We start from the raw sequence: 25,772 nt of genomic DNA on the forward strand, positions 1-25,772 counted from the left end.
CGCGGATCCCTGCGGACCGGCCCGAACCGGTCGCGGCGAACGGTACCGAGTGGCGTACACCTATGCCTCGCGGGTGCGAGCCCTTCGCCATGGCCCGCGTTCCCTACGCAGAGGCGTCTGACGTGCCGGACGAGTACGGGGAGCTCTCGGGGTCGTCGCTTCAGGGGAACCGCTTCACGTGTGCCGGTCGCTCGGCAACAACCCCGCGGTGCTCGCCGGCCTCTGGTCGTTCCCCGAGTCGCTGTGGACCGACAGCCGGCTCACCGAACGGGAGCGTGAACTGGTCATCTTGGCGGTATCGAGCGAGATCGGCAACCGGTACGAGTAGCACCAACGCGGTACCATCGCCCGCGGGGTCGGGACCGACGACGAAGCGATCGTCGACATCGCCGCGGTCGCCGAGGGTACGACACGCTCGGCGGCGTCATCGACGCGTTCGACCCCGAACTGGAGTCGGGGAGCGAGTTCAACGGGTGGGACCCGCGCTAGCTCCGCGGCCGCGGGCCGCCCGGCACCGGGGCCACGGCACCGGACGGCTCGCGACCGATCGCCCGGTCTCGGCGACCGACAGGTTCGACAGGGACCGGCCCGTAACGCCTGTATGACCGACACGGAGGCCGCGTCGGCGAACGGCATCGAGGCGCGGTACGAGGAGACCGACGGCGAGCGACGGCTCACCTTCTCGCGGGACGGTCGGGAGGCGACCGTCGCGCAGAACGCCGACGGATACGCGATGTTGAAGATCCGGACCGGCCCGGACGGCGACGAACTGGAGCGCTACTACGGGTTCGACATGGCGCTCGACCACGCGGCCGAGCTGCTCGGCGCCGCCGTCCCAGACCTCCCGGTGCCGGACGCCGCCGCCGATATGGGGATGTAGCCGGAACGCCGGCTCTCTCGGCACGCCGCCGCCGTCGTTCTCTGATCTCCCCCGAGCGGACAGCGCGATCAACCGGCAGCATGATCCGGGGCCCGGAACGCGAGACGAGCGGCTCCGTTCCCGATCGCCCATCTGTCGAAAGCGCCCGTCCGCCCGTCAGCACCCGTGTCGCGACCGTCGACGCCCGTGCCACCACGACGCACGACCCAGTAACGAATAACTCAGGAACATCATAGACGCAATTGAATATTCTCCATAGCCATATTGGCTTATGAGTGGCACCGGTATGCGGAAGTACGATGGAGCGAAGACAGTTCCTCCGCGGCACCGGCGCGGCGATCGGCGGTTCGCTGCTCGCCGGCTGCGCGGGCGGAGGCGGCGACTCGGGCACAGTGACGGTCGATTACGCGTACTACAACCCGGTCAGTCTCGTGTTGCGCGAGAAGGGGTGGCTCGAAGCGGCGTTCGCCGACACCGGAACCAACGTCGAGTGGGTGTTGAGCCTCGGGAGCAACCAAGCGAACGAGTACGCCCAGAGCGGCGAGGCCGACGTCTCCTCGACCGCCGGAATCGCGGCGCTGATGGCCCGCACGAACGGCGTGCCGATAACGACGCCGTACGTCTATTCGGAGCCGGAGTGGACGGCGCTCGTCACGTTCGAGGAGACCGGGATCGAATCGGTCGAAGACCTCGAAGGGAGCCGCGTCGCCGCCACCCGCGGGACGGACCCGTACTTCTTCCTGCTTCAGGCGCTCGACGACGCCGGGCTGAGCGAGGAGGACGTCGAGGTCGTCAACCTCCAGCACCCCGAGGGACAGTCCGCTCTCGTCCGGGGAGAGGTCGACGCGTGGGCCGGACTCGACCCGCACATGGCCGAGTTGGAGCTCGAACACGACGGCGCGGAGCTGTTCTTCCGCGAGCCGCGGTACAACACGTACGGGTTCCTGAACTTCCTCGACGGGTTCCTCGCCGACCGGCCCGAGGACGCGCGTCGCGTGATCGAGGCCTACGAGCGGGGCCGCGAGTGGGCGATCGGGAACCCGACGGCGACCGCCGGGATCCTCGCCGACGCCTCCGAGATGTCCGAGCCGGTCGCGGAGCGCGTGTTCACCCAGCGGAACGACCTCTCGGAGCCGATCCCGGGCGAGCCCCACCGCGAACTGCTCGCGGACCTCTCGCCGATTCTCGAACGCGAGGGGCTCGTGACCGACGACGCCGACCCCGCCGGCAACGTCGACGACCTGATCGACTCCGAGTTCGCGAGCGAGGTCGTCTGAGATGGCCGCCGACACCCGCCGGGAGTCCGGGGTGTCCCGCGACTCCGACTCCGGCCGTGGGTCGACGGCCGGCGAGTCGGCCGGCGGCGCCGAGTCTCGCAGCCTCGGCCCGGTTCCCCTCCCCGCCGCCAGCCGGTTCCGGCCCCTGCTCGGGCTGCTCGTCCCCGCCGCGCTCGTCGTCGTCTGGCACCTCGTCGTCGCGACCGGGATCATCGCGGCGTACCAGCTGCCGACCCCGCTGCGCGTGGCGGAGACGCTCTACGGGATGGCCGCTACCGGCGAGCTGTGGGGCCACGTCGCGATCACGGTCCAGCGCGTCGTTCTCGGTGCCGGCCTCGGCATCGTCGTCGGAACCGTCTTCGGGACCGCCACCGGGCTCTCGCGGACCGCGAGCGACCTCCTCGACCCGCTCCTCCAGAGCCTGAAGAACATCCCGTCGCTGGCGTGGGTGCCGCTGTTCCTCCTCTGGTTCGGCATCGGCGAAAGCGCGAAGGTGCTGCTCATCGCTGTCGGCGCGTTCTTCCCGGTGTACCTCAACCTCTCGACCGGCATCGCCGCGGTCGACGAGGAGCTGTTGGAGGTCGCCGAGGTGTACGACCTCGGGCGCGTCGAGTCGCTGCGCCGGGTCGTGTTCCCGGCCGCGCTCCCGGACCTGCTCGTTGGGATCCGCGGCGGCGTCGGACTGGCGTGGATGTTCGTCGTCGCCGCCGAGCTGATCGCGGCGAGTCAGGGCATCGGATTCCTGCTGAGCGACGGGCGGACCCTCGCGCGGCCCGACATCATCGTGGGGTCGATCCTGCTGTTCGCGTTCCTCGGCAACTGCTCGGATGTCGCGGTCAGAGAGGTGAGAGACCGTGTCGTCGGACGCTGACCCCGTCCTCGCGGTGGACGACCTCCGGAAGCGGTACGGGGACACGGTCGCGCTCGACGGCGTCGACCTCGCGGTCGCGGACGGCGAGTTCGTCGCGGTCGTCGGCCCCTCCGGGTGCGGGAAGTCGACGCTGCTCCGCGTGCTCTCCGGACTCGAAGCCGAGTTCGCCGGGCGCGTCGCCGTCGACGGCGCGGACGTCAGGGAGGGGGGCAGCGACGCCGTCGGGATGGTGTTCCAGGAACCGCGGCTGCTCGACTGGGCGGACGTCCGGGAGAACGTCGCCGTCGGACTCCCGGCCGACGTCGACCCGGACACCCCGGCGGCTCGCGAGCGCGTCGACGACCTGATCGAGACGGTCGGGCTCGACGGGTTCGCCGTGAGCCGCCCGGACGAGCTCTCCGGCGGGATGGCTCAGCGCGTGTCGCTCGCGAGGGGGCTCGCCTACGACCCCGCCGTGCTGCTGCTCGACGAGCCGTTCTCCGCGCTCGACCGGCTGACGAAGGCGGACCAGCAGGACCACCTGCTCGACGTCTGGGACGCGCGCGGGACGACCGTCGTCCTCGTCACGCACGACGTGGAGGAGGCCGTCTACCTCGCGGACCGCGTCGTCGTGCTCGGCGGGCAGCCCGGGAGGGTGGCGTCGGTCGTCGATGTCGAAATCGACCGGCCCCGCGAGCGGGCGGACCCCGACCTCGTCGCGCTCCGGCGCGAGGTGACCGACGCGCTCGGTCGGTAGCGGCGCGTCCGCCGGTCGACCCGGATATCGGTGCGGACCGACCGCCGATCACGGTGGAGATGGCGCCGTGAGACTCGCTGACTCGTCTCGCGCGTGAACCGCCGGCCGCCCGCAGTACGAACGAAACGAACGTCGAGATCACTTATTAACTAACTTCCGAATCGGAATACGTGCCGGATCCCCGGTGTGTGTATTACCTCCTTAAGGTGTATTGACACCGCCGCAGTCATGCGATCTACTGCTCTTCGCCTCTTCGGCTCCGAACTGCCGGTCCGCACCGATTTTGCGATTGTCCAAACGATTAAGTACTCGACCGTCTTGTCGTGAATCGATGACAGACATCACGGAGGCTTCGTCGGACACCCCGGCGGATCGAGTTCTTCCAGGGCACGATAGCTTCTAACGTCGATATCGGTCCTGTCAGGATCTTCGACACGACCCTGCGAGACGGAGAACAGTCACCACGGACATCGTTCAGCTACGACGAGAAACGCCGCATAGCGGCGACGCTGGACGACATGGACACCCACGTTATCGAGGCGGGGTTCCCGGTCAACTCGGACGCGGAGTTCGAGGCCGTCAGCGACATCGCCGCCGCGACGGACACCACCGTCTGCGGACTGGCCCGGGTCGTCGACGGCGACATCGACGCCGCCATCGACTCCGGCGTCGAGATGGTCCACGTGTTCGTCTCCACCAGTGATGTCCAGCTGGAGGACTCGATGCACGCGACCCGCGAGGAGGCGAAGGGGCGCGCGGTCGACGCGGTCGAGAAGGTGAAAGACGCCGGCGTCGAGTGTATGTTCTCGCCGATGGACGCCACTCGAACGGACCCGGACTACCTGATCGACATCGTCGAGGCCGTCTCCGACGCCGGCACCGACTGGATCAACATCCCCGACACCTGCGGCGTCGGGATGCCGACCAGCTTCGGCGAGACGGTGAACGCCGTCGTCGAGGCCACCGACGCCCGCGTCGATGTCCACACCCACGACGACTTCGGGATGGCCGCGGCCAACGCCGTCGCGGGCTTCGAGAACGGCGCGGAGCAGGCGCAGGTGTCGGTCAACGGTATCGGCGAGCGCGCCGGCAACGCCGCCTACGAGGAGGTCGTCATGGCCGTCGAGTCGGTGTACGGCGTCGACACCGGCATCGACACGACCCAGATCACCAAGCTGGCCCGGATCGTCGAGGAGGCCTCGGACATCCCGGTGCCCGCGAACAAGCCGATCACCGGCCGGAACGCGTTCGCCCACGAGTCCGGCATCCACGCCGCGGGCGTCATCGAGAACGCCGACACGTTCGAGACCGGCGTGATGACTCCGGAGATGGTGGGCGCCGAGCGCGAGTTCGTGCTGGGCAAACACACCGGCACCCACAGCGTGCGCAAGCACTTGGTGGAGGCCGGCTTCGACCCGACCGACTCCGAGGTCCGGACGATCACGAAGCGGGTCAAGGAGTACGGCGCCGGCAAGCGGCAGGTGACCGCGGGCGACGTCGAGCGGTTCGCCGAGGAGGCGAACGTCACGCGCGAGGAGGAGGTCCGGGTCTGATGACCCACTCCCCGACCGGAGCGCCCCCCGAGCGACCGCGAGGGCGGTCGCGGGAGCAGTCCCGACGGCGTTCCGTTCCGGACGCCCGACAGGAATTTATACCCCGGCCGCGTTGCTTCGGGCGAGATGCGACGGCACACCGCGCTCGCGGAACGCGCTACCGCGTTCGGAGCCGTCGCGCCGATCATTGTAGGGGTATAAGCCCCTACATTACCCCTTCCTCACCGACGCGACGCGCCGCCGAACGTCGGCGGCCGAGCCGTTCTCGACGCGCGAAGCCGCGCCCCCGAGGGACGCGGCGCGGGCCCGCCCGTCGCGCGTTCGCAGCGACCCACACGACGACCCACCAGATGCCACACCAACCACGACAATGAGCGACACAGCAGCACAGCCGCGATCCGACGCGGACGAGTCGGACGACGGCTCGACGGCGGCCGCGACCGAGGAGCCGACCGAACCGGACGAACACCAGACGGCGGGGCCCGTCTCGACGGGCGCCGAGTCGGTCGTCGCCGCCCTCGAGGCCGCGGGCGCGAAGACCGCCTTCGGCGTTCAGGGCGGCGCGATCATGCCTGTCTACGACGCCCTGTACGACTCCTCCGTCCGGCACGTGACGATGGCCCACGAGCAGGGCGCCGCGCACGCCGCCGACGCGTACGGCGTCGTCGCGGGCGAACCCGGGCTCTGTATGGCCACGTCCGGCCCCGGCGCGACGAACCTCGTCACCGGCATCGCCGACGCCGACATGGACTCCGACGCGATGTTGGCGCTGACCGGGCAGGTGCCCACGGAGTTCGTCGGCAACGACGCGTTCCAGGAGACCGACACGGTCGGCGTCACGCGCCCGATCACGAAGCACAACTACTTCGCGAGCGGGGCCGACACCGTCGGCGACACTGTCGGCGAGGCGTTCGAGCTGTCGCGCGCGGGGCGCCCCGGGCCGACGCTCGTCGACCTCCCGAAGGACGTCACGCAGGACGAGACCGACCGGACGCCCGGTCCGGCGACGCCGCCCGCGGGGACCGACCCCGACCCGAACGCCGACGCGGAGTCGGTCGAGGAGGCAGCGCGCGCCATCGAGGCCGCCGAGCGCCCCGTCTGTCTGTTCGGCGGCGGCGTCATCAAGGCGGACGCGAGCGACGAGGCGCGGACGTTCGCCCGGAGCTACGGGATCCCGGTGACGACGACGATGCCGGGGATCGGCTCGTTCCCCGAGGACGACGACCTCTGCCTCTCGTGGGCGGGGATGCACGGAACCGGCTACGCGAACCTGGCGATCACCCACACCGACTGCCTGATCGCGGTCGGCACTCGGTTCGACGACCGGCTCACGGGCGGGATCGACACGTTCGCGCCCGAGGCCGAGGTGATCCACGTCGACATCGACCCCGCGGAGATCTCGAAGAACGTCCACGCCGACTACCCGCTGATCGGCGACGCCGGGCGCGTCCTCGACCAACTGACCGCCGCGGTCCGCGACGCGCCCGACGCCGAGGCGTGGCGCGACCGGTGCGACGAGTGGCGGGAGACGTACCCGCTCACGTACGCGACGCCCGAGGACGAGCCGCTGAAGCCCCAGTTCGTCGTCGAGGCGTTCGACGAGGCGACCGACGATGACACGATCGTCACGACCGGCGTCGGCCAGCATCAGATGTGGGCCTCGCAGTTCTGGACGTACACGGAGCCGCGGACGTGGGTCTCCTCCCACGGGCTGGGGACCATGGGGTACGGCGTGCCCGCCGCGGTCGGCGCGCGGGTCGCGGCCGACACGATGGGCGAGGAGGACCGCGACGTGGTGTGTTTCGACGGCGACGGCTCCTTCCTGATGACGATGCAGGAGCTGTCGGTCGCGGTCCGCGAGGAGCTCGACATCACGATCGCCGTGCTCAACAACGAGTACATCGGGATGGTTCGCCAGTGGCAGGACGCGTTCTACGAGGGCCGACACATGGCCTCCGACTACACGTGGATGCCCGAGTTCGACAAGCTCGCGGAGGCGTTCGGCGCGCTCGGTCTCCGCGTCGACGACTACGACGAGGTCGCGCCCGCGGTCGAGGAAGCCCTCGACTATGACGGGCCGGCCGTGGTCGACTTCCACGTCGACCCCGCGGAGAACGTCCTGCCGATGGTGCCGAGCGGCGGTGCGAACGGGAAGTTCGCGGCCGCGGAGGACCAGCTATGAGCGACGACACCGCGGCGTCCGACGGGGGGCCGCACACCGGGCGCGATGAGGCGTCCGCGGCGGCCGACGGCGGGTCGCCCGTCGCGCCCGGCGCCGACTCCCGGCCGCTCCCGGGCGAACAGCCCGGTCCGAACGAGCGCGACCACCCGGAGGGGCGCCGGAACCTCGAGGGGATCCGGATCGACCCCGTCGTCGAGGCCGAACACGAGTCGCACCGCGCCGTCATCTCGGCACTCGTCGAGGACGAGCCCGGCGTGCTGGCGCGCGTCTCCGGCCTCGTCTCCCGCCGCCAGTTCAACATCGAGAGCCTCACCGTGGGGCCGACGACCGTCGACGGTCACTCGCGGATCACCATGGTCGTCGAGGAGACGGACCCCGGGATCGACCAGATCGAAAAGCAGATGTCGAAGCTGAAGCCGGTCATCTCGGTCGGCGAGGTCGCCGGCGACGCGGTCACCTCGGAGCTCGTCCTGCTGAAGGTCGAGGCCGACGACCCCGCGGCGGTCCACGCGGTCGCCGAGATGTACGACGGCCGGACGGTCGACGCCGGCCCCGAGACGATCACCGTCGAACTCACCGGCGACAAGGCGAGCATCGACAACGCGATCGGCGCGTTCGACCGGTTCGGTATCGTCGAGATCGCGCGGACGGGGCCGACAGCCCTCGCTCGCGGTAACACCCCCACGGCGCCCGGCGAGAAGCCCGGCACGGCCGCCGAACCGACCACGCACGACGACTGACACGCGACCACACAGGAACTCACAACGATACACATGACCGAAGACGACACGCAGACGTTCGACTCGACAGTATACTACGACGAAGACGCCGACGAGGAGGCGATCGCGCACAAGACGGTGGCCGTCCTCGGCTACGGCTCGCAGGGCCACGCGCACGCGCAGAACCTCGCCGACAGCGGGGTCGACGTGATCGTCGGCCTCCGCGAGAGCAGCTCCTCCCGGGCCGCCGCCGAAGGCGACGGGCTCCGCGTGGAGGCCCCCGCGGACGCCGTCGCCGCGGCCGACGTGGTGAGCGTCCTCGTCCCCGACACGGTTCAGCCGGACGTGTACGAGAACGCGATCGAACCGAACCTGGACGCGGGCGACACGCTCCAGTTCGCGCACGGGTTCAACATCCACTACAACCAGATCCAACCGCCCGAGGACGTCGACGTGACGATGGTCGCGCCGAAGTCGCCGGGCCACCTCGTGCGCCGCAACTACGAGAATGACCAGGGGACGCCCGGCCTGCTGGCGGTGTACCAGGACGCCACCGGCGACGCCCACGACGAGGGGCTCGCGTACGCGGCCGCGATCGGCTGTACCCGCGCCGGCGTCGTCGAGACGTCGTTCCGCGAGGAGACGGAGACCGACCTGTTCGGCGAGCAGGCGGTGCTCTGCGGCGGCGTCACCTCGCTGGTGAAACAGGGGTACGAGACGCTCGTCGACGCAGGGTACTCCCCCGAGATGGCGTACTTCGAGTGCCTCAACGAACTCAAACTCATCGTCGACCTGATGTACGAGGACGGGCTCGGCGGGATGTGGGACTCCGTCTCCGACACCGCCGAGTACGGCGGCCTCACGCAGGGCGACGTGGTCGTCGACGAGCACGCCCGCGAGAACATGGAAGAGGTCTTGGAGAAGGTCCAGAACGGCCAGTTCGCCCGCGAGTGGATCGCGGAGAACCAGGCGGGCCGCCCCTCCTACACCCAGCTCCGCGAGGCGGAGAAGACCCACGAGATCGAGGCCGTCGGCGAGGAGCTGCGCGGCCTGTTCGCGTGGGAGGAGTCGGCCGAGGGCGACGAGGAGGAGAGCGCCGAGGTGACCGCCTGATGGGCGTAGCGGTGAGCGGTCGGTCTTCCGACTGCGCGGCGGTCCGGGGTGACGCCCGATGAGCGAGGGAACGCTGTACGACAAGGTGTGGGAGCGCCACAAGGTGACGGAGCTGCCGAACGGGCAGGACCAGCTGTTCGTCGGGCTCCACCTCGTCCACGAGGTGACGAGCCCGCAGGCGTTCGGGATGCTGCGCGAGCGCGACCTCGACGTGGCGTACCCGGAGCGGACGTTCGCGACCACCGACCACATCGCGCCGACGGAGGCGGACAAGCGCGAGCGCCCGCTGGCCGACGACCAAGCCGAGGAGATGCTCTCGGCGCTCGAACGCAACACGAGCGAGAGCGGGATCACCTTCTTCGGATTCGACTCCGGGAAGCAGGGGATCACGCACGTCGTCGCCCCCGAACTCGGCCTCTCGCAGCCGGGGATGACGGTCGCGTGCGGCGACAGCCACACGGCGACCCACGGCGCGTTCGGCTCCATCGGCGTCGGCATCGGGACCAGCCAGATCCGCGACGTGCTCGCGACCGGCTGTATCGCCGCGGACAAGCAGAAGGTCCGCCGGATCGAAGTCGAGGGCGAGCTCGGCGAGGGCGTCTACGCCAAGGACGTGATCATGAAAGTGATCAAGGACCTCGGCGTCGACGGCGGCGTCGGCCACGTGTACGAGTACGGCGGCCCCGCAATCGAGGCGCTCGACATGGAGGGACGGCTTGCCGTCTGTAACATGTCCATCGAGGGCGGCGCCCGCGCGGGGTACATCAACCCCGACGAGACCACCTACGAGTACCTGCGGGGCCGCGAGTACGTCCCCGAGGGCGAGGCGTTCGAGGAGCGGAAGCGGTACTGGGAATCGATCGCCTCCGACGACGACGCCGAGTACGACGACGTGGTCACGGTCGACGCCGACGGACTCGACCCGCTGGTCACGTGGGGGATCAACCCCGGGCAGGTGGTCGGGATCGACGAGGCGGTGCCGCACCCGGACGACTTCGAGGAGCGGACCGACCGGGAGGCCGCCGAGAAGGCGATCGACCACATGGAGGTCGAGCCCGGGCAGTCGATGCTCGGGTACGACGTCGACGTGGCGTTCCTCGGCACCTGTACGAACGGCCGCCTTTCGGATTTCAAGGAAGCGGCGCGGATCCTAGAGGACCACAGCGTCGACGAGGACGTGCGCGCGCTCGCCGTGCCCGGCTCGGAGACGGTCCGCGCCCAGTGCGAGGAGCGCGGCATCGACCAGACGTTCATCGAGGCCGGCTTCCAGTGGCGGCGCGCCGGCTGCTCGATGTGCCTCGCGATGAACGACGACCAGCTCGGCGCCGGCGAGGTGTGTGCGTCATCGTCGAACCGCAACTTCGTCGGCCGGCAGGGCTCGAAGGAGGGGCGGACGGTGCTGATGAGCCCCGCGATGGTCGCGGCCGCGGCCGTCGAGGGCGAGGTCGTCGACGCGCGCGACTACCTGGACGACGGGCCGACCGGCGGCGCGGGCGGCGTCGAGGAGGTGGCCGACTGATGGCCCCCGACGCCAACGCGGGCGACGACCAACACATCACCGAGGTCTCGGGCACGGGCGTCCCGATCCCCGGCGACGATGTCGACACTGACCAGATCCTGCCGGCGCAGTTCATGAAGGAGGTCACGTTCGACAACATGGCGGACTACCTCTTCTACGACGCCCGGCGCGACGAGGACGGGGAGTTCAACGACCACCCGCTCAACCGCTTCGAGGGCGCGTCGATCGCGGTCGTTAACTCCAACTTCGGCTGCGGCTCCTCCCGGGAGCACGCGCCGCAGGCGATGATGCGGTGGGGCGTCGACGGCGTCGTCGGCGAGTCCTACGCCGAGATCTTCCGCGACAACTGTAAGTCGCTCGGCATCCCCGCGGTCACCGCCGACCACGAGACCGTGGTCGAGCTCCAAGAGTGGATCGAGGCGAACCCCGACGGCGACATCGAGGTCGACGTGGAACGGGAGACGGTCACTTATGGCGACACCGTCATCGACGTCGAGGTCGACGACGCGATGCGCGAGGCCTTGGTCGAAGGGATCTGGGACACGACCGCGCTGATGTACTCGAACCGGAGCAAGGTCGACGAGACGGTTGCCGACCTGCCGTACGTCGAGGGGGACGACTGAGCCGGATGACCGACGAGATCGTCGTCATCGAGGGCGACGGCATCGGCCGCGAGGTCGTGCCGGCCGCCGTCGAGGTGTTGGACGCGCTCGACCCCGACTTCGAGTTCGTCCGCGGGGACGCGGGCGACGCGACCCGGGACGCGACCGGCGAGGCGCTCCCCGACGAGACGTACGACCTGGTGGCCGACGCGGACGCGACGCTGTTCGGCGCGGCGGGCGAGACGGCCGCCGACGTGATCCTCCCGCTGCGTGAGGCGGTGGACTCGTTCGTCAACGTCCGGCCCGCGAAGGCGCTCCCGGGCGTCGACGCGCTCCGGCCGGAGACGGACGTGGTGTTCCTCCGCGAGAACACCGAGGGCGTCTACGCGGGCCACGAGGACCGCCTCTCGGAGGACCTCTCGACGCTGACGCGCGTCGTCACGTCGTCGGCCTCGCGCGAGCTGGCCGAGTACGCCTGTGACTTTGTCGAGGACGGGCGCGGCCCCGCCGGGGACCCAGAGGAGGGGTTCACCGTCGCCCACAAGGCGAACGTGATGCGCGAGACGGACGGCCGGTTCCGCGACGAGGTCGCGGCGGTCGCAGACGAGCGCGGCGTCGACGCCGACGAGGAGCTGATGGACGCGTTCGCGACGAAGCTCCCGCTCGACCCGGGCCAGTACGGCGTGATCGTCTGCCCGAACCTCGCGGGCGACGTGCTCTCCGACCTCGCGGCCGGGCTCGTCGGCGGCCTCGGTCTGCTCCCGTCGGCGAACATCGGCCACGACAACGCGCTGTTCGAGCCGGTCCACGGCACGGCCCCGGACATCGCGGGCGAGGGGGTCGCCAACCCGACCGCGGCGGTCCTCTCGGCGGCCATGCTGCTCGAGTATCTCGGCCACGTCGAGGCGGGGCAGCGGGTCCGCGACGCGGTCGAGGGCGTCCTCTCCGACGGCCCGCGCACCGGCGACCTCGGCGGCTCGGCGACGACCGACGAGGTCACCGCGGCGATCGTCGACCGCCTGTAGGGCGCGTCTCGCCGCCGGTTCCGCGCGATCGACGGCTCGTTTTCGACCGCGGCCAAACCACAAGACAAGAAACCCTGCGGCTCCTCCGACCGCGTATGAGCAACTACGAAGTCGCGATGGAAGCCGCCTGGTTGGTCCGTGACGTCGAGGAGACCGACGACGCCATCGGCGTCGCGGTCAGCGAAGCCGGCAAGCGACTCAACGAGACGGACAAGCAGTACGTCGAGGTCGAGCCCGGCGTCACCGGCTGTCCGGCCTGCGGCGAGCCGTTCGACGCCGCGTTCCTCGCGGCGAACACGGCCCTCGTAGGGCTGCTCCTAGAGATCGACGTGTTCAACGCCGACAGCGAGGAGCACGCGGAACGGATCGCGAAAAGCGAGGTCGGCGGCGCCCTCCGCGACGTTCCCCTCGAAGTCATCGACGTCTTCGAGACCGACGCGGACGAGGACGAAGAGCCGGAGCGATAGGCACGGACGCGGGGCGTCGGACGGATCTGCCGGGAGCGATCCCGGTGCCCGGTCGGTGCCGAAAGCTTTTCTAATAACCCTAAGTAATTAGCCGGCATGGAACTGCCGACGCCACAGGACCTCCGCGAGCGCCGGACCGCGCTGGAGCTGACCCAGAGCGAACTCGCCGACGCCGCGGACGTCTCCCAGCCACTCATCGCGCGGATCGAGGGCGGCGACGTCGACCCGCGGCTCTCGACGCTGCGCCGGATCGTCAACGCCCTCCAAGAGGCGGAGGGCGAGGTCGTGCGCGCGACCGACCTGATGAACCAGACCGTGATCAGCGTCGCGCCCGACGACGCCGTCAGCGGGGCCGTGGAGCTGATGGAGGCGGAGGCGTACTCGCAGCTCCCCGTCCTCCAGAACGGCGTGCCCGTCGGCTCGATCTGCCAGGGCGACGTCGTCCACGCCGGCGAGAATGTCGGCGATCACCCGGTCAGCGAGGTGATGAGCGAGTCGTTCCCGACGGTCGCGCCGTCGGCGACCGTCGACGAGGTCCGCAACCTCCTCGACCACTACAAGGCCGTGATGGTCACCGACGGCGGCGAGACGGTCGGGATCATCACCGAGGCCGACATCGCGGCGCAGCTGTCCTGACCGGGCCGCGGACCGTCGCTCACTCCTCTCTCCGCTCCGAGAGCCGCTCCCAGATCTCCGTACAGCCTGCGCCGTCCTCGACGCCGTCGAGGTGGCCGTCGGCGGGCTCGGCGTCCGTCTCTCCCTCCGCGTCGGTCCCGTCCCCGGCGTCGCACCGCTCATCGTCGGTCGCTCGGCTGTCGCCTCCCTCGGTCATCGTCGCTCTGAGGCGTCCTCGAAGAGCTCGGGCGCCACGTCCGCGGACGCGTGCTGTCGGTGCCTCCCGTCGGGCGGGTCGACGGGTCGATCGTCGGTGGAGTCGGGATCCGGGTCCGTCATTACACCGACGTACGCGGGCGCGGGTCATAAGCGTCGGCAAGCGCGTAAATCGGACCACTACTCTCGGATACCGGATTTCATGTCCGGTAGATCGGAGACTTATTTTACACAGTATCTCGGTGTAGTCTGCCGGTTTTCGCGTATCTGGTCGTCACCGGTACTGTCGTCGGTTGCGAGCAGCGTCACCCATTGGGTCGTCGCGGCCGAACTCCGGGCGTGACCACTCGTTTACGCGTCCTCGACGACGGTGCATGGATCTCCGTCAACGACAGCCGGGAAGTGCGTGTCAGCGAACTCTGGCGGCTCGACGCGCCGGATCTGTGCGAGTGCGCGCTCGCGGACCTAGCCGTCGAGAACTTCCAGTCGGTCGGCGTGGACGGCTCGACGGTGGATGCGAAGGTGTACGGCCAGTGTGTCGCGTGCGGGGCGACCGAGATCACCGCGTGGGTGCCGATTGGACGGGTACACGGGGACGAATTTGCCGAATTCGACCGTTCCGCCGTTCGACGGGCGCGGCGGCGAGAGTAGCGGCAACACGTGCCACATCGGTGGGGCACCGGGGAAGGTTGATGCCACGCTGTCAGCTATGTGGGTGTCGGCTGTAGGTCGGATCGATGCCAACGGACGTCGAAAACTGGAAATCGGAGGTGTACGGCAACGAGGTGCGCGACCGGCTGTTCGAGTTCGCCGAGGAGGGGTACGACTCGATCCCGGACGACGAGCGGGACGCGTGGTTCGAGCGGTTCAAGTGGTGGGGCCTGTACCACCAGCGGAACGGACAGGAGGGCTACTTCATGCTGCGGATCGGGACTCCGAACGGCGTGCTCGAACCGGGACAGCTCCGCGTCGTCGGGGAGATAGCTGACGAGTACGCCCGCGGTCCCGGAACGAACCCGGTCTTCGGCGACGCGTACGCCGACTTCACCACCCGCCAGTCGATCCAGCTCCACTGGATCGAACTGTCGGACGTGCCGGCGATCTTCGAGAAGCTGGAGGCGAACGGCCTCTCGACCCAGCAGGCCTGCGGGGACTCGTGGCGGAACATCGTCGGGAACCCGGTCGCGGGCAAGGACGGGCAGGAAGTGATCGACGCGTGGCCCGTCATCCGCGACCTCAACGAACGGTTCAAGGGTAACGACGACCACGCGAACCTCCCGCGCAAGTGGAAGGTGTCCGTGACCGGTTCCGCCGACGGCTCCGGACAGGGCGACATCAACGACCTCGCGTTCGAGCCCGCGTACAAGTCGGTCGACGGGGACGGCGACGCGAGCGGGGACGCGGTCGGCTTCAACGTCAGGGTCGGGGGCGGGCTCGCGCGAAACGAACCGCGGTTCGCCCGCGACATCGACGTTTGGGTGCCGCCGGAGCGAGTCCCCGACGTCGCCGGGGGGCTCTCCGCGCTGTTCCGCGACCACGGCGACCGCGAGGACAGATACAACGCCCGGGTGAAGTTCCTCGTCGACGAGTGGGGGGCCGAGGAGGTCCGCGAGACGCTTCAAGCAGAGTACGTCGACTTCGAGCTTGAGACCGCCGGCCGCGACGTGCGCGAGGAGTACACCTACAACGCCGGCGAGGGCGAGCGGAACGACCTGATCGGCGTCCACGACCAGAAGGACGGGGCGAACTTCGTCGGCCTGAACGTGCTCGTCGGGCGGATGGGCGCGGCCGACGTGCTCGACTTGGCCGACCTCGCGGCGGAGTACGGCTCCGGCGAGGTCCGGCTCTCGCAGCGGCAGAACGTCATCGTCACCGACGTGCCGGACGACGCCCTCGACGCGTTCCTCGACGAACCGCTGCTCGACGACTACTCGCCTTACCCGTCGCCGTTCATGCGCGGCTCGGTCGCGTGTACCGGCACGGAGTTCTGCTCGCTTTCGATCGTCGAGACGAAGAACCGACAGGTCCGGTTCGCGCGCTGGCTGAAGGAGAACGTCGACCTCCCCGACGGCGTCGACGAGTTCCACGTTCACCTCTCCGGGTGTACCGCCTCGTGCGCGCAGCCACAGATCGCCGACGTGAGCCTGCGCGGGATGAAGACCCGCAAGGACGGGGAGCCGGTCGAGGCGCTCGACGTCGGTCTCGGCGGCGGGCTCGGAGAGGACCCGGGGTTCGCCCGCTGGGTCACCCAGCGCGTGCCCGTCGATGAGGCCCCCGGAGCGATCGCCAACCTGATCGACTCGTTCGCCGCCGAACGCGACGAGGGCGAGTCGTTCCGAGCGTTCGTCGCTCGCCACGACGAGGACGAACTCGACGCCCTCGTGGACCCGGAAGAGACCGACTACGAGGACCCGATGATGCACAACACGAAGCGCACGTGGTACCCGTACGCCGAGAACGACTCGATGGACGACGCTCCGTCGCCGCCGGCGGACGACTGACGATGCGAGGAACGACCCCGGAGGCGGGCCGATGAGCGACCGCCTGCTCCGCGTGAACGCCTACACGACGCTCGATCTCGTCGAGGGTCGCGCCCGCGGACACGAGTTCGAGGCCGAGGCGCCCGGCGTCGTGAACGTCACGGCGCCGCGAGAGGACCCCGAACAGGTCACGCTGGAGGTCGAACTGGACGGGACGGAAATCGACGACATCGCCGCCCACGCCGACGAGATCGACCTCTCGCCCGCGCAGGCGAGAACGCTCGCCGAGGCGCTGGAGTCGACGGCGGACCGCGTCGAAGCCGCGCGAAACGGCGACGGCTCGCGATAGATAACCGGTGCGGCAGCGCGCGTCGGTGAGCGCCCGACTGGACGCGAGTCGCACGCGCGGGGTCGTCGGGCGTCGCCTGACCGCCGGAGGCGCGTCGCGCCTCGCCGTCGCTGGCGGCGGAGCCGACCGGCCGCCGGAGAGTCTCCCCTTCCCGCTGGACGCGGTGAGTGACGGACGACCGTAGGTGGTCTGAACCGACCGCGGTGGTGTGAGGTGCGGTCACGGTGCGGTCGGGTGAGAGCGAAACGGCAGCCCTGCGGGCCATCGCGGCCGGGACTTTTGCCCGACTCACCGCACCGGCGGCGACCTCGATCCGAACGGCCCTCTCTTACAGCTCCAGCCCGCGGATCGCGACGTTCCCCCCGTCGCCCGCGTGCTTCTCGACGCGACCGAGCACGCGCCCGTCGGTCGCGTCGGCCAGCGGCTCGGCCGCGTCCGGGTCGACCGCAGCGACGAACCCGGTCCCCATGTTGAACGTGCGGTACATCTCCTCGTCGGAGACGCCCCCCTCGGACTGGACGAACTCGAAGACCGGCTGCGGGTCGAACGCGTCCTCCACGACGTAGCGGTGGCCGCCGAGCCGGTCGAGGTTGGTCCAGCCGCCGCCCGTCATGTGGGCCGCGCCGCGGACGCCGTGCTCGCGCATCGGGTCGAGCAGGTCCGTGTATATCGCGGTCGGTTCGAGCAGCGCGTCGCCGAGTGTCTCGTAGTCGCCGAACGGGCAGGGGTCCGCGTAGGCGTGGTCGCGCGTGACGGCCTCGCGCGCCAGCGTGAGCCCGTTCGAGTGGATCCCCGACGAGCGCCAGCCGACGAGCGCGTCGCCCGGTTCGGCCCGTCCGTCGAACACGCCGTCTTTCGCGGCGAGACCGGCGCAGGTCCCGGCGAGGTCGAGCCCGCGGACCACTTCCGGCATCACGGCCGTCTCGCCGCCGACGAGTTCGACGTCCGCCAGGTCGGCGCCGCGGGCGAGCCCTTCGCCGACCTGCTCGGCGAACCGCTCGTCCGGCTCGTCGACGGCGAGGTAGTCGACGAAGGCGACGGGGCGGACGCCGGCCGCCACGAGGTCGTTGACGTTCATCGCCATACAGTCGATCCCGACCGTCGAGTAGTCGCCCAGCGCCTCCGCGACGAGCAGCTTGGTCCCGACGCCGTCGGTCGCGAGCGCGAGGTAGCGGTCGCCGATGTCGAGGAGGCCGGCGTAGTCGCTCGCGTCGTCGTCCGCGTCCGAGCCGACCGCGCCGATCAGCGCGGCGGTGGCGGCCTCGCTCGCGTCGATATCGACGCCCGCGTCCGCGTAGGTGAGTTCGTCGTCGCCGTCCGGTCCCCCGCCGCCGCTCCCGTCGCCCTCGGTCATGTGTGTGGAGGCACGCCGGCGGAGCAAAAACGCACCGTTCCGGGCGAAGCCGCCGGACGCGCGGCGGTCGCCCGACCGCGGCTCAGAACGGGCCGCCGAAGCCGAGCCCGACGACGAAGACGAGCCCGACGGCGAGCAGGACCGAGGGGACGAAGACGGCCGCCCAGACCGGCTTGCTCCACGACAGCACCGTCTTCCCGTCGAGCGGGCCGTACGGGACGAGGTTGAACGCCGCGAGAAACGCGTTGATCGCGATGCCGCGCGCGCCGAGGATCGTCACGAGCTCGCTGCCGAGGAGCCCGCCGAGCGCGAACAGCGGGAAGAACACGGCCATCAGCCCGAGATTCACGGCCGGGCCGGCGAGCGCGATATGCCCGTGCTCCCGCGGCGTCAGCCGCCCGCGGTGGTGGACGGCGCCGGGCGCGGCGAAGATGAACCCGAGGAGCGAGCTCATCACGGCAAGGAACAGCATGCTGTTGTCCGCGCGGAACTCCGCGACTTGGTCGTAGTGGACCGCGACGACCTTGTGCGCGACCTCGTGGAGGAGGAAGGCGACCCCAGCGGTCGCGAGCCCGACGAACAGCGGCGGGATCACGCCCGCGGCGAGGATGCGACCGATCCCGGCCGAGCCGCCGACGAAGAACAGGGTGAACGCCACGCCCAAGGCGAGCCACGCGACGAGCAGGTCGCGGAGCTCCGCGCCGCTGAAGTAGAGCCCCGCGATTCGCCGCCCCGAGAACGTCGCGCCGCCGCTCATGCGATCCCCCCCACGGCGCCGCGCACGAGGTCGGCGCCGTTGACCGCGCCCTCGACGAGCAGCCGCCCGACCTCGTCGACGCCGCCGACCTCGGCGCCGAACATCGCCGGGATGACGTACGCCGCGAAGAGGAAGCTCGCGACGATGCTGCCGACGTTCGTCATCGCGACGACGACGATGAGCCGGAAAAGCGGCACGTCGAGCATCGCGGAGACTAACTCGCCGACCGACCGCGTCTCGTCGCCGAGCAGGTCGTTGAGCGCGCCGATGTCCGCCACGTTCACGGTCAGGCTCCGCAGTTCGACGTAGCCGGTGAACCAGCCGGGCGCGAGCAGCGGGTTGATCGAGGTCATCCACGCGACGGCGCCGCCGACGCCCGCCGAGAGCCAGCGTGCGCCGGCGACCTTCGCGAAGGCGAAGGCGAAGACGCCGTTGATCAGGAACCACGCGCCGAACAGCCGGAGCAGGAACGCGTTGCCGGCGCCGCCGAGCGCCAGCAGGAGGAAGAAGCCGACGAAGCCGACGGTGATCGCGTAGCCGATCGCCTTCTTCCAGGGGAGCCCGCGTCCCGATTCCTCGCCGACCAAGTCGTCCATCGCCGGGAGGGTCGCGGGCTCGGCGAGGTACCGCTCGATCCCCGCCTGGTGGCCCGCGCCGACGACGGCGACCACGTCGTGCCCGGCCTCGCGGAGCGCGACGAGCCGGTGGGCGATGAACGCGTCGCGCTCGTCGATGAGCGCCTCCGCGCCGCCCGGGGAGAACTGCCGGAACTCCTCCATCATCATCGTCACCACGTCCGTGTCGGTGAGGTCCGCGGCGTCCAGCTCCTCGATACCCCCGGCCTCCGGGTCCACCTCGCCGCCGCCGAACCCGCTGACCGCGATCGCGAGGACGGCGCCGACGACGAGACCGAGGCCGATCCCGATCCCGAAGCCCCCGATCGCCGCAACGGGGAACCCGCCGAGGTACGCCGAGACGGGTCCGTTCGCGGCCCCGGTGACCCCGGCGGCGACGCCGGTCGAGAACCCGGTTCCGACCGCGGCGTAGAGCCGCTGGTCCGGGGAGAGCGCGAGCGAGCCGACCTGGTCGACGGCGATCCCGACGCCGAGCGCGACGAGGACGCCCGCGGCGACGCTCGTCAGGATCGCGTCGGTGATCCCGACGGCGCCGCCGAAGAGGCCGATGGCCGGCCCGGCGAGGATCCCGACCAGGAGCCCGCCGATCGCGCCGGCGACCCGCGGGTCGCTGACGCCGAACGCGAGCCCGCCGACGAGCCGGAGCTTCTCCGTGATCGTCATGCGGGCCCAGAAGCGTTGGATCGTGGTCTGGATGTCGCGGTCGACCAAGGCGACGTCGATGCCGAGCGACTCGGCGATGTCAACGGCGGCCTTCATATCGGCGCCCGGCTCGATATCGAACCGCTCGCCGAGCTGGGTCTGGACGTACGAGAGCATCCAGTACGCCAGAAACTGGAACACCGTGTTCCCCCTGAGCAGGTCGCCGGCGTCGAGGTCGTCGGGCGTCTCGCCGTTCATCTGGCGGTAGCGCCCCTCGTCGAGCTCGACCGCGACGACGTCGGGGCGTTCCCGCTCTATCGTCTCCTCGACCTCGTCGACGGAGCGCTCCGACACGTGCGCGGTCCCGACGACCGTCACGCTCCCCTCGCCGTCGGCGGCGGGTCCGCGGCCCGGCTCCCGGTCGAGGTCGCCGCCGTCGGTGCGCGGCGGTCTGTCGGTCGACGGGGGTGCCTCGTCGTCGGTCCCCCGTGACGTCTCTGTCATCACCCGACGTACTCGGTCACCGCGTTTAGGGTTTGTGCGTCGGTCCCGGCTCCCGCTCGGGCGGGGTCGACCCGTCCCCAACGATCCAACAAGTTTGTATCCTCACGCGCCACAGGATGTCGTATGTCCCGGCTGTTGCCCTCCCTGCCGGACGCGACGCCAGAGGAGCGCGAGCCCCGGGTCGTCGGCGTCGACGACGACGAGGCCGACGACCTCATCGCGGCCCTCGGCTCCGAGACGGCGCGCGCGATCCTCTCGACGCTCCACGACCGCCCGGCGACGAAGTCGGAGATCGCCGACGAGGTCGACACCTCGCTCCAGAACGTCCAGTACCACCTCTCCCGGCTCGACGAGGCCGACCTCGTGGAGGTGGTCGACACCGCCTACTCCGAGAAGGGCCGCGAGATGGACGTGTACGCCGCAGCGGACGAGCCGCTCGTGCTGTTCGCTGGCGGCTCCGAGGAGTCGACGGGGATCAAGACCGCGCTCATGCGTCTGCTCGGCGGGTACGGGATCATCGGACTCGCCGCGGTCGCCGCCCAGCGGCTCCTCGCGGTCGGCTCGCTCGCGGACCCGCGGACGAGCGCCTCGGGCGGTGACGACGTTGGGACGGCCAGCACCGACGGCCCCTCGATAGAGAGCGTCCCCGACCAGAACACCGCCGCCGACGGCGCCGACAGTGCGGTCGACCTCGTCGGCCGCCCGCTCGCGGAGTACGCGGTCTCGCTCGTCGAGCCGGGGGTCGTCTTCTTCGTCGCCGCCGCGCTCGTCTTCACGCTGGCGTGGGCGTACTGGTACCGAGCGTCGAGCTAGGGCGGCGGGGGTCGCGGACCGAACGGGACGCGCGTGGGACAGCTATTCAAGCGGCCGTCACCACGTTCCGATATGGAACACGAAGCCGAGGTCGTCGGGGTCGGTGCGGGGTCTGCGCCGAGCGGCGACGTCCCGGCGGTGATCCTCTCCGCGCGCGACGAGTACGTCCCGATATTCGTCAGCGGCGACCAGGCCCGATCGATCGGTATGGCGCTGGAGGGCGAACCGTTCGACCGACCGCTCACGCACGACCTGCTCGTTGACATCCTCACGGAGTTCGGCGGCGCCATCGACCGCGTCCGCGTCGACGACCTCCGCGACGGCACCTTCTACGCGAAGGTCGACGCCGAGCGCTACGAGGAGGGCGAGCCGGAGCGGTTCGTCTTCGACGCCCGTCCCTCCGACGCGCTCGCGCTCGCCGTGCGCCTCGACTGTCCGATCGTCGTCACCGACGAGGTGATAGACGAAGCGGGGCGACCGCCCGACTCGGTCCAGTTTAGCGGCGACGGCGACCCATCGGAGGAGCGCTGAGCCCGGGGCCCCGGACTCGGCGGGCGGCGGGCCCGCGCCGAAGCCCGTCGTTCAAGTTGCCGCATCTCCCACCACGGGCATGGACGAGACCGCGACGCTCGCCTCCTCGCACACGGAGATGACGGAGATGCTCCTCCCGAACGACACGAACAACCTCGGCCGGGCGCTCGGGGGCGCCGTGCTCCACTGGATGGACATCTGCGGCGCCATCGCCGGCATGCGGTTCTCGAACCGACAGGTGGTCACCGCGTCGATGGACCACGTCGACTTCATCTCGCCGATCGAGATGGGCGAGGTCGCGATCGTCGAGGGATACGTGTTCAACACCGGCCGGACGAGCGTCGACGTGAAGGTCGACGTGCGCGCGGAGAATCCCCGCACGGACGAGACGCGCCGGACCACCACCTCCTACTTCACCTTCGTCGCGCTCGACGACGACGGGCGCCCCACGCCGGTCCCCGACCTCGACTGTCCGACCGCCGACGAGGAAGCGCTCCGCGAGGACGCTATGAACGGGCGCGAGGAGCAGCTGCGACAGGTCGTGAACCGGTACGACCTCTGACCGCGCAGACCGACACGACCTCCAGCCCCGTGAACCGGCACGACCGCCGACCGCACGGCCCGTTACTCTCCCGAGCCCGCGACGACCTCGACGGTCGCGTCCGGGTCGGCGGCGGCCGCGACCGCGGCCTCGTGCGCCGCCAGCGCGCGCTCCGCGAGGCCGTCGAGCGCGTCGCGGTCGGGTCCGCTCACCTCGGCCGCCTCGGACGCGTCGCCTGCCGCGAGGTGACTCGGACAGTCGCAGTCGGAGGCGCCGAACCCGTCTACCGGGCCGGCGGGTAGGCGCTCCGCGACCGGACACTCGACGTCGACGCCGAGGCTCCGCACGACGCGGTCGATCCGCGCGGCCGGGTGACCAAGCAGGTAGTCGACGTGCCAGTGGCGGACGTCGTGGTCGCCCCGCGCCGTCCGCCGGTGCCTGTCGACCCGCGAGAACCCGCCGGCGCCGAGCGCGCTGCCCGTGTACGCGTACGCGCCGGCCGGGAGACGGTGTTCGCCGAGCGCGCCCGCCGACAGCGTGGCGTCGGCCGCGAGGGCGACGATGAGGGTGTAGCTGCCGCCGTCGGCGTCGGTCATCCGTCCCCCGCCGGCCGCGACCCGGTCCCGGTCGCGCTCACGACAGCGCGGTCGGCGCCTCGTCGGCGGCCGCCCGGAGCGACCCGACCATCTCGCCCGCGTCGTCGTCCAGTCGGTAGGTGTCGTGGACGTCCGCGGGGTCGCGGCCCCGGCCGGACAGCGTCCCGACGACGTCGGCGATGCGGTCGTAGTTGTCGCGCACGAGCCCGCCGACGATGCCCGGCGTTCCCGCGCGGTCGGCCAGCTCCTCGGCGGCCGACCGCCCCGCGTACACCCGCCGCTCGACCGGGTCGACGAGCACCATCGCGAACGGGCGCGAGCCGAACTGCGCGTCGAGGAACGGGCCGACCGGGTCGGCCTCCCACGGGACCGCGACGACGCCCTCGAGCCGGCGGAGCGCGACGGCGGCGACCGAGCAGTACGGGCAGTCGCCGTCGAAGATCAGCACCGGCGCGTCCGCGCCGTCCGGGTCAGTAGACATGCGAAAACGTAGGGACTCGACCGTCTTAAGCGGCCGGTCGGACGAACTCGTTCGGGTGCCGGGGCGCGTCGGACCCGCTCAGTGCGAGTGGCCGAGCGCGTCTTCGAGCGACTGCCCGAACCGCTCCTCGAACAGCTCCGCGGCCGTCTCGTTCATCTCCGCGATGTCCTCGGGCACGTCGCCCTCGCTGTGGTGGACGATGACGTGCGCCTGCTGGGCCATCGCCTGGACGACGACGTCTGAGACCACGGCGGTCGCGGCCTCGCCCTGCTCGCTGAGCACGTCGACGAGGCCGGCGGGCAGTTCGAACGACTCCTCGTCACCGTCGGGACCGGTGACCGTGTAGGTTTCTGTCTCTCCCATATCCGTCGGTCGCGGCCGCGACATAAGGGTCTGTGGAAACCGGACGCGAGCCGCGCACGACCGCCGCCTGCGGCCTCCGAGCCCGCCGGTCCGACCCGTCAACCGTGCGACGAGATCGCCTTCACCGAGGAGCCGGAGCCGACGATGCTGCCGAGGTACACCGCGATGGCCGTGACGACGATCGACCCCCCGGAGGGGAGGCCGAGTCCGATCGAAACGGCGAAGCCGCCGATCACCGACAGCTGGCCGAAGATGACGGCGAGGTACATCGTCTCGCGGAAGCTCCGGGCCACCTGCGAGGCGGCCGCGACGGGGACGACGAGCATCGCCGCCACGAGGATGACGCCGAGCACCTGCATCGCGCCGACGACGACGACCGCGGTCAGCACGACGAGCAGGGTGTTGTAGCCGGTGACGTTCAGCTGGGCGACCCGCGCGGCCTGCTCGTCGAAGGTGATGAAGAGGAGCTGCTTGTACGTCAGCGCAACGCCTGCGACGACGATCAGCGAGAGCGCTCCCATGAGGCGCGCGCCCTCCGGCGTGACGACCGCGAGGTTCCCGAACAGGTACCCCTGGATGTTCACGCCGGTGAGCCCGTCGCCGTAGCTGATGATCAGGGTCCCGACCGCGAAGCTCCCGCTGAGCATGATCGCGATGGGTACGTCGCCGTACGCGTCGGTGCGCTCGGTGAGCCACTGGACCCCGAGCGCCCCGAGGATGCCGACCGCGAGCGCGACGAGCAGCAGCGAGCCGTTCCACCCCGTCGAGGAGGTGACGAGGATCCCGACGGCGACCCCGGCGAACGCGGTGTGCGCGAGCGTCTCGCCGATCAGCGCCATCTCGCGGTGGACGAGGAAGGAGCCGACGAGCGGGGCGACCACCCCGACGAGCACGCCAACCGCCATCGACTGCCACATGATCGGGTGTCGGAAGACGTTCGTCCCGAACGCGGCGTCCATCGCGCGCCCCATCGAGCGGAACGCGGCGTACAGCTCGCTCGCCACCGGCAGGTCCTGCGTCCAGTAGAGGAGGAGGAACGAGAGCATGACCGCCGCGACGACGCCCGTGAGCCCGATCCCGGCGAGCTCCGCGGTCCGGCGGAGTCCTCGTTCGCGGCCGGTCCGGTCCGGACGCGGACGCTCCCGCTCCCGGTCGGCCGGTGTCTCCCCGGTCATCAGTGGTGGTGGTGGACGACCTGTCCGGTCGCGCCGTACGCCTCCGCGAGGGCGTCGCTATCGACGAACGACTCCGTGTCCCCGTGGTGGTACAGCTCGGTGTTGATACAGGCGATGCGGTCCGCGCGGTCGGTGACGACGCCGATGTCGTGTTCGATGAGGATGATCGTAATCCCGTCTTCGTTGAGCTCGTCGAGGAGGGCGTAGAACGCGTCGCGCGACTCGGCGTCGACGCCGACCGTCGGCTCGTCGAGCGCGAGCAGGTCCGCGTCGCTCGCGAGGGCGCGAGCGATGTACGCTCGCTGCTTCTGCCCGCCGGACAGCTCCGAGACGAGCCGGTCGGCCAGGTCCCCGACCCCGACCGTCTCGATGGCGTCCGCGACGGCTGCGCGGTCGGCCGCGGAGAGCCGCCCTCGCCCGGCGTGCGCGAACCGCCCCATCGTGACGCACTCACGGACGGTGACGGGCATCGCGCCGCCGCGGCTCGTCGCCTTCTGGGAGACGTAGCCGATCCGGCCGCCGTCGTCGAACTCGTCGACCGGCCGGCCGAACAGCTCGACGGACCCCTCGTCGGGCTCGTGGAGGCCGAGCATGAGGTGGAGCAGCGTCGTCTTCCCGGAGCCGTTTGGTCCGACGAGCCCGAGGAAGTCGCCCTCCTCGACGGTGAGAGAGACGTCTCTCACGGCGACGGTGTCGCCGTAGGAGAACGTCACGCCGTCGAGGTCGACGATCGCGGTCACTTCGTGTGCCCCATCTGGACCGGCCGCACGTTTAGC

The 25,772-nt window shown here is 70.5% G+C and carries 30 protein-coding genes; 20 read left to right on the top strand and 10 right to left on the bottom strand.

Annotated elements, in window-relative coordinates; translation table 11 throughout:
* The first annotated feature begins 178 nt into the window (after nucleotides 1–178).
* From EXE47_RS18895 to EXE47_RS05615, 14 genes are all read left to right on the top strand, one after another.
* Nucleotides 179–328, top strand: coding sequence for a carboxymuconolactone decarboxylase family protein (locus tag EXE47_RS18895; RefSeq protein WP_233125168.1), 150 nt, complete (start codon nucleotides 179–181; stop codon nucleotides 326–328).
* A gap of 273 nt (nucleotides 329–601) precedes the next feature.
* On the top strand, nucleotides 602–880 hold the full coding sequence (locus EXE47_RS05555) for a hypothetical protein (RefSeq protein ID WP_089307774.1): 279 nt from the start codon (nucleotides 602–604) through the stop codon (nucleotides 878–880).
* 299 nt (nucleotides 881–1,179) lie between these two features.
* Entirely contained in the window at nucleotides 1,180–2,157 is a 978-nt protein-coding gene (locus EXE47_RS05560) for an aliphatic sulfonate ABC transporter substrate-binding protein (protein ID WP_089307773.1), read from the top strand.
* Between the two features lies 1 nt (nucleotide 2,158).
* Nucleotides 2,159–3,028 carry an ABC transporter permease gene (locus EXE47_RS05565; RefSeq protein WP_086215682.1) on the top strand — a complete coding sequence of 290 codons (870 nt, stop codon included), beginning with the start codon at nucleotides 2,159–2,161 and terminating at the stop codon, nucleotides 3,026–3,028.
* Entirely contained in the window at nucleotides 3,012–3,764 is a 753-nt protein-coding gene (locus tag EXE47_RS05570; RefSeq protein WP_089307772.1) for an ABC transporter ATP-binding protein, read from the top strand. Before EXE47_RS05565 ends, EXE47_RS05570 begins: the two co-directional genes overlap by 17 nt.
* A gap of 392 nt (nucleotides 3,765–4,156) precedes the next feature.
* Complete coding sequence (locus tag EXE47_RS05575; RefSeq protein WP_179235213.1) at nucleotides 4,157–5,317, top strand: LeuA family protein; 1,161 nt, start codon at nucleotides 4,157–4,159, stop codon at nucleotides 5,315–5,317.
* Between the two features lie 370 nt (nucleotides 5,318–5,687).
* A complete protein-coding gene (ilvB, locus tag EXE47_RS05580; protein WP_086215685.1) occupies nucleotides 5,688–7,499 on the top strand; it encodes a biosynthetic-type acetolactate synthase large subunit in 1,812 nt (603 codons plus the stop codon).
* A complete protein-coding gene (ilvN, locus tag EXE47_RS05585) occupies nucleotides 7,496–8,239 on the top strand; it encodes an acetolactate synthase small subunit (protein WP_049929878.1) in 744 nt (247 codons plus the stop codon). The genes ilvB and ilvN overlap by 4 nt, the downstream gene beginning before the upstream one ends.
* Before the next feature lie 33 nt (nucleotides 8,240–8,272).
* Entirely contained in the window at nucleotides 8,273–9,331 is a 1,059-nt protein-coding gene (ilvC, locus tag EXE47_RS05590) for a ketol-acid reductoisomerase (RefSeq protein ID WP_049929877.1), read from the top strand.
* Nucleotides 9,332–9,389: 58 nt separating this feature from the next.
* Entirely contained in the window at nucleotides 9,390–10,850 is a 1,461-nt protein-coding gene (gene leuC / locus EXE47_RS05595; protein WP_049929875.1) for a 3-isopropylmalate dehydratase large subunit, read from the top strand.
* Nucleotides 10,850–11,473: a 3-isopropylmalate dehydratase small subunit gene (gene leuD, locus EXE47_RS05600; protein WP_089307771.1), complete on the top strand. Its 624-nt coding sequence runs from the start codon at nucleotides 10,850–10,852 to the stop codon at nucleotides 11,471–11,473. Before leuC ends, leuD begins: the two co-directional genes overlap by 1 nt.
* Nucleotides 11,474–11,478: 5 nt before the next feature.
* Nucleotides 11,479–12,477, top strand: a complete 999-nt coding sequence (locus EXE47_RS05605; RefSeq protein ID WP_049929873.1) for an isocitrate/isopropylmalate family dehydrogenase — start codon at nucleotides 11,479–11,481, stop codon at nucleotides 12,475–12,477.
* Between the two features lie 95 nt (nucleotides 12,478–12,572).
* A complete protein-coding gene (locus tag EXE47_RS05610; RefSeq protein ID WP_006113355.1) occupies nucleotides 12,573–12,944 on the top strand; it encodes a DUF555 domain-containing protein in 372 nt (123 codons plus the stop codon).
* Nucleotides 12,945–13,040: 96 nt separating this feature from the next.
* Nucleotides 13,041–13,580: a CBS domain-containing protein gene (locus EXE47_RS05615; RefSeq protein WP_137708086.1), complete on the top strand. Its 540-nt coding sequence runs from the start codon at nucleotides 13,041–13,043 to the stop codon at nucleotides 13,578–13,580.
* Between the two features lie 19 nt (nucleotides 13,581–13,599).
* Here the strand turns inward: EXE47_RS05615 and EXE47_RS18680 are convergent, their stop codons facing one another.
* Complete coding sequence (locus tag EXE47_RS18680; RefSeq protein WP_167373061.1) at nucleotides 13,600–13,776, bottom strand: hypothetical protein; 177 nt, start codon at nucleotides 13,774–13,776, stop codon at nucleotides 13,600–13,602.
* On the bottom strand, nucleotides 13,773–13,898 hold the full coding sequence (locus tag EXE47_RS19185) for a hypothetical protein (protein WP_255509785.1): 126 nt from the start codon (nucleotides 13,896–13,898) through the stop codon (nucleotides 13,773–13,775). The genes EXE47_RS18680 and EXE47_RS19185 overlap by 4 nt, the downstream gene beginning before the upstream one ends.
* A 216-nt stretch (nucleotides 13,899–14,114) precedes the next feature.
* Between EXE47_RS19185 and EXE47_RS05620 the strand changes: the two genes are divergently transcribed.
* From EXE47_RS05620 to EXE47_RS05630, 3 genes are all read left to right on the top strand, one after another.
* Complete coding sequence (locus tag EXE47_RS05620) at nucleotides 14,115–14,426, top strand: hypothetical protein (protein WP_089307769.1); 312 nt, start codon at nucleotides 14,115–14,117, stop codon at nucleotides 14,424–14,426.
* Between the two features lie 86 nt (nucleotides 14,427–14,512).
* Entirely contained in the window at nucleotides 14,513–16,276 is a 1,764-nt protein-coding gene (locus EXE47_RS05625) for a nitrite/sulfite reductase (RefSeq protein WP_089307768.1), read from the top strand.
* 31 nt (nucleotides 16,277–16,307) lie between these two features.
* On the top strand, nucleotides 16,308–16,604 hold the full coding sequence (locus tag EXE47_RS05630; protein WP_089307767.1) for a DUF6360 family protein: 297 nt from the start codon (nucleotides 16,308–16,310) through the stop codon (nucleotides 16,602–16,604).
* A gap of 328 nt (nucleotides 16,605–16,932) precedes the next feature.
* Here the strand turns inward: EXE47_RS05630 and purM are convergent, their stop codons facing one another.
* From purM to EXE47_RS05645, 3 genes are all read right to left on the bottom strand, one after another.
* On the bottom strand, nucleotides 16,933–17,958 hold the full coding sequence (gene purM, locus EXE47_RS05635) for a phosphoribosylformylglycinamidine cyclo-ligase (protein ID WP_089307766.1): 1,026 nt from the start codon (nucleotides 17,956–17,958) through the stop codon (nucleotides 16,933–16,935).
* A gap of 82 nt (nucleotides 17,959–18,040) precedes the next feature.
* Nucleotides 18,041–18,715 (bottom strand): metalloprotease, encoded by a 675-nt coding sequence (locus tag EXE47_RS05640; RefSeq protein ID WP_086215691.1) that lies wholly within the window; start codon nucleotides 18,713–18,715, stop codon nucleotides 18,041–18,043.
* Nucleotides 18,712–20,496 (bottom strand): TraB/GumN family protein, encoded by a 1,785-nt coding sequence (locus EXE47_RS05645; protein WP_089307765.1) that lies wholly within the window; start codon nucleotides 20,494–20,496, stop codon nucleotides 18,712–18,714. Before EXE47_RS05645 ends, EXE47_RS05640 begins: the two co-directional genes overlap by 4 nt.
* Nucleotides 20,497–20,619: 123 nt before the next feature.
* Between EXE47_RS05645 and EXE47_RS05650 the strand changes: the two genes are divergently transcribed.
* The 3 genes from EXE47_RS05650 (at nucleotide 20,620) to EXE47_RS05660 (ending at nucleotide 22,402) form a co-directional block, all read left to right on the top strand.
* Entirely contained in the window at nucleotides 20,620–21,309 is a 690-nt protein-coding gene (locus EXE47_RS05650; protein WP_049929867.1) for a winged helix-turn-helix domain-containing protein, read from the top strand.
* A gap of 72 nt (nucleotides 21,310–21,381) precedes the next feature.
* Nucleotides 21,382–21,840 carry a bifunctional nuclease family protein gene (locus tag EXE47_RS05655; protein ID WP_049929866.1) on the top strand — a complete coding sequence of 153 codons (459 nt, stop codon included), beginning with the start codon at nucleotides 21,382–21,384 and terminating at the stop codon, nucleotides 21,838–21,840.
* A 79-nt stretch (nucleotides 21,841–21,919) separates the two neighbouring features.
* Nucleotides 21,920–22,402, top strand: a complete 483-nt coding sequence (locus tag EXE47_RS05660; protein WP_049929865.1) for an acyl-CoA thioesterase — start codon at nucleotides 21,920–21,922, stop codon at nucleotides 22,400–22,402.
* Nucleotides 22,403–22,464: 62 nt separating this feature from the next.
* Here the strand turns inward: EXE47_RS05660 and EXE47_RS05665 are convergent, their stop codons facing one another.
* From EXE47_RS05665 to EXE47_RS05685, 5 genes are all read right to left on the bottom strand, one after another.
* Nucleotides 22,465–22,977, bottom strand: coding sequence for a DUF123 domain-containing protein (locus tag EXE47_RS05665; RefSeq protein WP_049929863.1), 513 nt, complete (start codon nucleotides 22,975–22,977; stop codon nucleotides 22,465–22,467).
* Nucleotides 22,978–23,014: 37 nt separating this feature from the next.
* Nucleotides 23,015–23,458, bottom strand: coding sequence for a hypothetical protein (locus EXE47_RS05670; protein WP_049929861.1), 444 nt, complete (start codon nucleotides 23,456–23,458; stop codon nucleotides 23,015–23,017).
* Between the two features lie 78 nt (nucleotides 23,459–23,536).
* Nucleotides 23,537–23,821 (bottom strand): hypothetical protein, encoded by a 285-nt coding sequence (locus EXE47_RS05675; RefSeq protein ID WP_049929859.1) that lies wholly within the window; start codon nucleotides 23,819–23,821, stop codon nucleotides 23,537–23,539.
* 98 nt (nucleotides 23,822–23,919) lie between these two features.
* Entirely contained in the window at nucleotides 23,920–24,996 is a 1,077-nt protein-coding gene (locus EXE47_RS05680) for a metal ABC transporter permease (RefSeq protein ID WP_049929856.1), read from the bottom strand.
* Nucleotides 24,996–25,736: a metal ABC transporter ATP-binding protein gene (locus EXE47_RS05685; protein ID WP_049929854.1), complete on the bottom strand. Its 741-nt coding sequence runs from the start codon at nucleotides 25,734–25,736 to the stop codon at nucleotides 24,996–24,998. Before EXE47_RS05685 ends, EXE47_RS05680 begins: the two co-directional genes overlap by 1 nt.
* Nucleotides 25,737–25,772: the final 36 nt, after the last annotated feature.

The sequence above is a fragment of the Halorubrum sp. GN12_10-3_MGM genome, from assembly GCF_005435235.1.
Taxonomy (GTDB): Archaea; Halobacteriota; Halobacteria; order Halobacteriales; family Haloferacaceae; genus Halorubrum; species Halorubrum ezzemoulense.

What these genes read in the sequence shown, in the direction of transcription:
- EXE47_RS05555 (WP_089307774.1), top strand. Translation starts at nt 602, where the DNA reads ATGACCGACACGGAGGCCGCGTCGGCGAACGGCATCGAGGCGCGGTAC.
- EXE47_RS05560 (WP_089307773.1), top strand. Translation starts at nt 1,180, where the DNA reads ATGGAGCGAAGACAGTTCCTCCGCGGCACCGGCGCGGCGATCGGCGGT.
- EXE47_RS05565 (WP_086215682.1), top strand. Translation starts at nt 2,159, where the DNA reads ATGGCCGCCGACACCCGCCGGGAGTCCGGGGTGTCCCGCGACTCCGAC.
- ilvB (WP_086215685.1), top strand. Translation starts at nt 5,688, where the DNA reads ATGAGCGACACAGCAGCACAGCCGCGATCCGACGCGGACGAGTCGGAC.
- ilvN (WP_049929878.1), top strand. Translation starts at nt 7,496, where the DNA reads ATGAGCGACGACACCGCGGCGTCCGACGGGGGGCCGCACACCGGGCGC.
- ilvC (WP_049929877.1), top strand. Translation starts at nt 8,273, where the DNA reads ATGACCGAAGACGACACGCAGACGTTCGACTCGACAGTATACTACGAC.
- leuC (WP_049929875.1), top strand. Translation starts at nt 9,390, where the DNA reads ATGAGCGAGGGAACGCTGTACGACAAGGTGTGGGAGCGCCACAAGGTG.
- leuD (WP_089307771.1), top strand. Translation starts at nt 10,850, where the DNA reads ATGGCCCCCGACGCCAACGCGGGCGACGACCAACACATCACCGAGGTC.
- EXE47_RS05605 (WP_049929873.1), top strand. Translation starts at nt 11,479, where the DNA reads ATGACCGACGAGATCGTCGTCATCGAGGGCGACGGCATCGGCCGCGAG.
- EXE47_RS05610 (WP_006113355.1), top strand. Translation starts at nt 12,573, where the DNA reads ATGAGCAACTACGAAGTCGCGATGGAAGCCGCCTGGTTGGTCCGTGAC.
- EXE47_RS05615 (WP_137708086.1), top strand. Translation starts at nt 13,041, where the DNA reads ATGGAACTGCCGACGCCACAGGACCTCCGCGAGCGCCGGACCGCGCTG.
- EXE47_RS18680 (WP_167373061.1), bottom strand. Translation starts at nt 13,776, where the DNA reads ATGACCGAGGGAGGCGACAGCCGAGCGACCGACGATGAGCGGTGCGAC.
- EXE47_RS19185 (WP_255509785.1), bottom strand. Translation starts at nt 13,898, where the DNA reads ATGACGGACCCGGATCCCGACTCCACCGACGATCGACCCGTCGACCCG.
- EXE47_RS05625 (WP_089307768.1), top strand. Translation starts at nt 14,513, where the DNA reads ATGCCAACGGACGTCGAAAACTGGAAATCGGAGGTGTACGGCAACGAG.
- EXE47_RS05630 (WP_089307767.1), top strand. Translation starts at nt 16,308, where the DNA reads ATGAGCGACCGCCTGCTCCGCGTGAACGCCTACACGACGCTCGATCTC.
- purM (WP_089307766.1), bottom strand. Translation starts at nt 17,958, where the DNA reads ATGACCGAGGGCGACGGGAGCGGCGGCGGGGGACCGGACGGCGACGAC.
- EXE47_RS05640 (WP_086215691.1), bottom strand. Translation starts at nt 18,715, where the DNA reads ATGAGCGGCGGCGCGACGTTCTCGGGGCGGCGAATCGCGGGGCTCTAC.
- EXE47_RS05645 (WP_089307765.1), bottom strand. Translation starts at nt 20,496, where the DNA reads ATGACAGAGACGTCACGGGGGACCGACGACGAGGCACCCCCGTCGACC.
- EXE47_RS05650 (WP_049929867.1), top strand. Translation starts at nt 20,620, where the DNA reads ATGTCCCGGCTGTTGCCCTCCCTGCCGGACGCGACGCCAGAGGAGCGC.
- EXE47_RS05655 (WP_049929866.1), top strand. Translation starts at nt 21,382, where the DNA reads ATGGAACACGAAGCCGAGGTCGTCGGGGTCGGTGCGGGGTCTGCGCCG.
- EXE47_RS05660 (WP_049929865.1), top strand. Translation starts at nt 21,920, where the DNA reads ATGGACGAGACCGCGACGCTCGCCTCCTCGCACACGGAGATGACGGAG.
- EXE47_RS05665 (WP_049929863.1), bottom strand. Translation starts at nt 22,977, where the DNA reads ATGACCGACGCCGACGGCGGCAGCTACACCCTCATCGTCGCCCTCGCG.
- EXE47_RS05670 (WP_049929861.1), bottom strand. Translation starts at nt 23,458, where the DNA reads ATGTCTACTGACCCGGACGGCGCGGACGCGCCGGTGCTGATCTTCGAC.
- EXE47_RS05675 (WP_049929859.1), bottom strand. Translation starts at nt 23,821, where the DNA reads ATGGGAGAGACAGAAACCTACACGGTCACCGGTCCCGACGGTGACGAG.
- EXE47_RS05680 (WP_049929856.1), bottom strand. Translation starts at nt 24,996, where the DNA reads ATGACCGGGGAGACACCGGCCGACCGGGAGCGGGAGCGTCCGCGTCCG.